This is a genomic window from Caulobacter sp. 17J65-9 (assembly GCF_010975005.1).
In the GTDB taxonomy this organism is placed as follows: domain Bacteria; phylum Pseudomonadota; class Alphaproteobacteria; order Caulobacterales; family Caulobacteraceae; genus 17J80-11.
In genome coordinates this window covers 1-5494 of sequence record NZ_JAAIVC010000207.1, presented here as the reverse complement: position 1 = coordinate 5494, position 5494 = coordinate 1, and the positions used below count along the sequence as shown (strand labels likewise).

Here is a 5494-nt window from a genome sequence, read left to right as displayed (position 1 = left end):
CCTTCGGCCAGCCGGTGGACGGGCTGGGCCCGCTGCCGACCGGCCAGGCCGCCTATCCGCTGCGCGCCGCGCCGCCGTCCGCCCACGCCCGCGCCCGGGTGGGCGAGCGGCTGGACCTGGGCGTGCGCGCCATGGACGTGTTCACCACCTGCTGCCGCGGCCAGCGCCTGGGCGTGTTCGCGGGCTCGGGCGTCGGCAAGTCGGTGCTGCTGTCCATGCTGGCCCGCGAGGCCACCTGCGACGCCGTCGTGGTCGGCCTGATCGGCGAACGGGGCCGCGAAGTCCGCGAGTTCATCGAGGAGACCCTGGGCGAAGCCGGCCTGCGCCGCGCCATCGTCGTGGTCGCCACCTCCGACGAGCCGGCCCTGAAGCGTCGCCAGGCGGCCTACATGACCATGGCCATCGCCGAGTTCCTGCGCGACCAGGACCTGGAAGTCCTGTGCCTGATGGACTCGGTCACCCGCTTCGCCATGGCCCAGCGCGAGATCGGCTTGGCCGCCGGCGAGCCGCCGACCACCAAGGGCTATACGCCGACCGTCTTCACCGAGCTGCCGAAGCTGCTGGAACGCGCCGGGCCCGGCCCGATCCGCGCCGACGGCAGCCAGGCGGGCCCGATCACCGGCCTGTTCACCGTGCTGGTGGACGGCGACGACCACAACGAGCCGATCGCCGACGCCGTGCGCGGCATCCTGGACGGCCACATCGTCATGAGCCGCTCGATCGCCGAGCGCGGCCGCTTCCCGGCCATCGACGTGCTGAAGTCGATCAGCCGGACCATGCCGGGCTGCCAGCTGCCGCACGAGCGCGAGATCGTGCGCGGCGCGCGCGAGGTGCTGTCGGCCTACTCCAACATGGAAGAGCTGATCCGCATCGGCGCCTACCGTACGGGCGCGGACCCGATGGTGGACCGCGCCATCCGGCTCAATCCGGCCGTCGAAGACTTTCTGCGCCAGGGCAAGGACGAGGTCACCCGCCTCGACGAGTCCTTCGCGCACCTCCATTCCATCCTGACCGAAGGACACGCCGCATGAGCAAGTGGGCGCACTCCCTGATCCGCCTGTCGACCTACGAGGTCGAGACGCTGCAGAAGCGCATGGCCGAAGTCGCCACCCGCCGCGCCTCCGCCGAGATGCGCGTCGCGGTGCTGGACGCCGAGGCCGAGGTCGAGCGCGAGCGCGCCCGCGACGACGCCCACGCCGCCATGCTGATGCCGGCCTACCTGAAGGGCTGGGAGATCCGCCGCGCCGCCGCCATGGCCGAGCTGGACGTGGTGGCCATCGAGGAGCAGGGCGTGCGCGACGCGCTGACCCGCGCCTTCGAAGAGCAGAAGAAGTTCGAGCACGTCGCCGAGATGAGCCGCCTGAACAAGCTGGCCGTGCAGGCCAAGCTGGAAGGCGCCGCCCTGGACGAGCTGGCGCTTCGCCGCGCCGGTCGGTGATCCCGACCGACCAGGTTCCTGAGTTCGAGGGGCGCGCGGGCCAGACCCGACGCGCCCTTCTGCTGTCCGCCCTGGCCCTGTCCGCCTGCGACGCCCGCGCGGCGCCGGAAGCCCCGCCGCCGGCGCTGAAGAGCGCCCCCTTCCCGGTCGGGGTCGCGGCCATGACCGGCCAGTTCGACGACCTCGGCTGGACCGAGCTGGTCACAGCCCAGTTCGATCGCGTCACCCCCGAGTGGGAGATGAAGATGGAGGCCGTCCTGGCTGCGGACGGCGCGCTCGACTTCTCCCGTCCCGACCGGCTGGTCGCCGCAGCCGAGGCGCGGGGGCTGAAGGTCTTCGGCCACACCCTGATCTGGTACGCGCAGTCCTCGCCCGCCTTCGAGCGACTGGCCGGCGACCGCGCCGCCTTCGCGGCGGCCTACCGCAAGTACGTAGCGGACGTGGCCGGCCGCTATCGCGGGCGCCTCGCCGGCTGGGACGTCGTGAACGAGCCGGTCAACGACGACGGCGAGGGCTATCGCGACTGCCTGTGGCGTCAGGTGCTGGGCATGGACTACGTGCGCCTGGCCTTCGAGCACGCGCGCGAGGCCGACCCGACCGCGCCGCTGCTGCTGAACGATTACAATCTCGAACGCCCGAAGAAGCGGGCCGCCTTCCTGCGGCTGGCCGAGGACCTGCTGAAGGACGGCGCGCCGCTTGGCGGGCTGGGCACCCAGACCCATCTGACCGCCGATCTCGAGCCCGGCGCGATCAGGGCGACCGTGCGCGAGCTCGCCAGCCTCGGCTTGCCGGTGCACGTGTCGGAGCTGGACGTCAGCCTCAACGTCGACCGCCTCTCGGCCCTGCGCCGCGGCGAGCTGGAGACGCGCCAGACGGCTTTGGTCGCCGAGGCGGTCGAGGCGGTCATGGACCTGCCCGAGGCCCAGCGGTTCGGCCTGACGGCGTGGGGCGCGCGCGACAGGGATTCCTGGCTGCGCCGCCCGCCGAACGCCAGCGGCCCCCTGCCCGACCGCCCGCTGCTGTTCGACGACGACGGCCGCCCGAAGGCTGGGGCGCGCGCGTTCGCGCGGGCGCTGGCCTGAAACGAAAACGGCCGCCCGTAGGCGGCCGTCGAAACTTCAGCGCGTGGCGGGCGTCAGCCCTGGCTGACCTTTTCTTCCTTCGGCAAGGGCGAGGTCAGCGGCGAGACGGTCGGGCCGCCCCGGTCGGTCGCGTTGCGGATGGCGCGCAGGTCGTCGGAGATGCGGAAGATGGCGACGTAGAACTCGCAGAACGCCCGCCACAGCAGGGCGCCCGCGGCCAGGGCGAGCATGCCCATGACCACCACCGGAATGGCCAGCATCCACCCCATGATGCCGCCTTCGCGGAGCGCCATGCCGAAGGCGCCGCCCACCACCGAGAAGCCGGCCAGGAGGATCAGGCACAGGCCCGCCCAGTAGATGATGTGGACCACCGGTCCGGTCATCAGCTTGTCGAAGGTGATCAGGTCCCAGAACAGCTCGCCGGGCGAGGTCTTCTGAAACCCCTTCATCGACTCGCGATTGGAGGGACGCGTGAGGTGGCGGAAGTTCTCTTGCCGAGCCATGGACTCGCTCCGGAGGCGTACGGTTTCAGCTAACAAAGGCGAAGCTTGCGCGCAAACCCTTAGAGGCGCGACGGACGGTCACTGCTCTTGGGTCTTTGAAGCTAACGCTCAAATCTGCCCCACGGTCTTAAGCCTGGCCTTGGGGTGGATCTCGTTCTGCGACATCACCACGGTCTGGCCGCGGAAGCGCTCGATCAGGGAGCGCACGTAGGGCCGGATGGCCGGGCTGGTCAGCAGGACCGCCGCGTCGCCGTTCATGGCCGCGCGTTCGAAGGTGTCGCGCACCCCGCGGATGAACTCCTGCAGGCGCGAGGGCGGCAGGGCCAGCTGCTTCTCCTCGCCCGGGCCGACCAGGGCTTCCTGGAAGGCCATGTCCCAGTCGGGCGACAGGGTGACGATGGGCAGAGCGCCGTCCTCGCCTCGGTTCTGGAAGCAGAGCTGCTTGGCCAGGCGCGAGCGCACGTGCTCGACCAGTTGGGTGACGCTGGCGGTGTGCGGCGCGGCCTCGGCCACGCCCTCCAGGATGGCCGGCAGATCGCGGATCGACACCCGCTCGCGCAGCAGGGACTGCAGCACCCGCTGCACGGTGGCGGCGCTGACCACGCCGGGGATCAGCTCGTCGACCAGCTTCTTGGTCTCGGCCGGCAGCTCCTTCAGAAGCTTCTGCACCTCGCCGTAGGAGAGCAGGTCGGCCATGTTTTCCTTCAGCACCTCGGTCAGGTGCGTGGTCAGCACGGTGGCCGGGTCGACGATGGTGTAGCCGCGGAAGGTCGCTTCCTCGCGCAGGCTCTCGTCGATCCAGGTGGCCGGCAGGCCGAAGGCCGGCTCCTTCATGTGCTCGCCCGGCAGCTCGACCTGGCGGCCGGCCGGGTCCATGGCCATCAGGTGGTTGAGGCGCACCTCGCCCTGCCCGGCCTCCATCTCCTTGACGCGCAGCGCATAGCCCTGGCTGGGCAGGCGCATGTTGTCGAGGATGCGCACCGGCGGCATGACGAAGCCGAACTCGGTGGCCAGGGTCCGGCGGAGCGCGCGGATCTGGTCGGTGAGGCGACGGCCCTCCAGGTCGTTGATCAGGCCGAGCAGGCCGTAGCCCAGCTCGATCTTCACGTCGTCGATGGCCAGGGTCTGGCCGATCGGCTCCTCGACGTCGGCGGCGGCCGCGGCCGTCTCCACCACCGGCTCCGGCGGCGGCGCTTTGGCGTGTCCGCGCCGCCAGGCCAGCACGCCCGCGCCGATGGCGATGGCGGCGAACGGGATGATCGGCATGCCCGGGATGAAGCCCAGCACGCCCGAGGCGGCCGAGACCATGCCCAGACTGACCGGGTTGGTGGCCAACTGGACCACCAGGGCCTTGTCGGCTGCGCCTTCGACGCCGGCCTTCGACACCAGGAAGCCGGCCGCCAGCGAGACGATCAGGGCCGGCACCTGGGTGACCAGGCCGTCGCCGACGGTCAGCAGGGTGTAGGTGCTGGCCGCCTCGCCCGCGGGCAGGCCGTGCTGGACCACGCCGATCAGCATGCCGCCGATGGCGTTGATGAAGGTGATGATCAGGCCGGCGACGGCGTCGCCGCGCACGAACTTCGAGGCGCCGTCCATGGCCCCGAAGAAGGTCGATTCCTGCTCGAGCTCCTTGCGGCGCTTCTTGGCCTCGGCCTCGTCGATCAGGCCCGACGACAGGTCGGCGTCGATGGCCATCTGCTTGCCGGGCATGGAGTCGAGGGTGAAGCGCGCGGCCACCTCGGCGATGCGGGTCGAGCCCTTGGTGATGACCATGAAGTTCACCACCAGCAGGATGGCGAACACGATCACGCCGATGACGAAGTTGCCGCCGGTCATCAGGTGACCGAAGGCCTCGATGATCTTGCCGGCCGACTCCCCGCCCTCGTGGCCGTGGCTGAGGATCAGGCGCGCCGAGGCGATGTTCAGGCCCAGCCGGTACAGGGTGGCGACCAGCAGCACCATCGGGAAGGCGGTGAATTCCAGCGGCTTCTTGATCAGAAGCGCGGTCATCAGGATCAGCACCGACGAGGTGATCGACAGCGCCAGCAGCGCGTCCAGCCCGAAGGCCGGCAGCGGCACGATCAGCAGCACCACGATCAGCACGACGCCCAGCGCCAGCGCCACCTCGCCGCGCGCCAGCCAGCCCCACACCTCCTTGGGCGTGGGACGCTCGGCCATCAGACCCTGAATGCCGAGGTCAGCCACTTAGCTTCAGGCCGCGCTGAGGCCGCTCTGCGGGGCCGGGACGGGCACACCGGCGGCGGCGTACTCGTTCAGCTTGTTGCGCAGGGTCCGGATCGAGATGCCCAGGATGTTGGCCGCGTGGGTGCGGTTGCCCAGGCAGTGGCCGAGCGTGTCCAGGATCAGCTGCTGCTCCATCTCCGCCACCGTGCGGCCGACGAAGGCGCGGGCGGCCGCGTCGGCCGCCTGGGCGGCCTGGGCGGCGTAGCCCGGCGAGGACGGGGCGCCGG

Annotated in this window: 6 protein-coding genes; 3 read left to right on the top strand and 3 right to left on the bottom strand. The window is 70.9% G+C overall.

What is annotated here, in order from left to right; genetic code table 11:
• The 3 genes from G3573_RS19590 to G3573_RS19580 all read left to right on the top strand — a co-directional run.
• Positions 1 to 1031 (top strand): FliI/YscN family ATPase (locus tag G3573_RS19590; RefSeq protein ID WP_163263358.1); only part of this gene is annotated, 1031 nt, incomplete at its 5' end.
• The gene (locus G3573_RS19585; RefSeq protein ID WP_163263357.1) at positions 1028 to 1438 is read left to right on the top strand and encodes a flagellar export protein FliJ; all 411 of its coding nucleotides are present in this window, start codon (positions 1028 to 1030) and stop codon (positions 1436 to 1438) included. The genes G3573_RS19590 and G3573_RS19585, both read left to right, overlap by 4 nt.
• Positions 1435 to 2520, top strand: coding sequence for an endo-1,4-beta-xylanase (locus G3573_RS19580; RefSeq protein WP_346427421.1), 1086 nt, complete (start codon positions 1435 to 1437; stop codon positions 2518 to 2520). Before G3573_RS19585 ends, G3573_RS19580 begins: the two co-directional genes overlap by 4 nt.
• 53 nt (positions 2521 to 2573) lie before the next feature.
• On the opposite strand, the gene G3573_RS19575 is transcribed toward G3573_RS19580, so the two are convergent.
• From G3573_RS19575 to G3573_RS19565, 3 genes are all read right to left on the bottom strand, one after another.
• Positions 2574 to 2969, bottom strand: coding sequence for a DUF4282 domain-containing protein (locus G3573_RS19575; RefSeq protein WP_163263359.1), 396 nt, complete (start codon positions 2967 to 2969; stop codon positions 2574 to 2576).
• A 162-nt stretch (positions 2970 to 3131) separates the two neighbouring features.
• A complete protein-coding gene (gene flhA, locus G3573_RS19570) occupies positions 3132 to 5201 on the bottom strand; it encodes a flagellar biosynthesis protein FlhA (RefSeq protein ID WP_163263356.1) in 2070 nt (689 codons plus the stop codon).
• A gap of 33 nt (positions 5202 to 5234) precedes the next feature.
• Positions 5235 to 5494: helix-turn-helix domain-containing protein (locus tag G3573_RS19565; protein WP_205598379.1), on the bottom strand; the 260-nt coding region annotated here is incomplete at its 5' end.

Coding starts and splice junctions, on each gene's coding strand:
- G3573_RS19575 (WP_163263359.1), bottom strand. CDS start 2,969: ATGAAGGGGTTTCAGAAGACCTCGCCCGGCGAGCTGTTCTGGGACCTG.
- G3573_RS19585 (WP_163263357.1), top strand. CDS start 1,028: ATGAGCAAGTGGGCGCACTCCCTGATCCGCCTGTCGACCTACGAGGTC.
- flhA (WP_163263356.1), bottom strand. CDS start 5,201: ATGGCCGAGCGTCCCACGCCCAAGGAGGTGTGGGGCTGGCTGGCGCGC.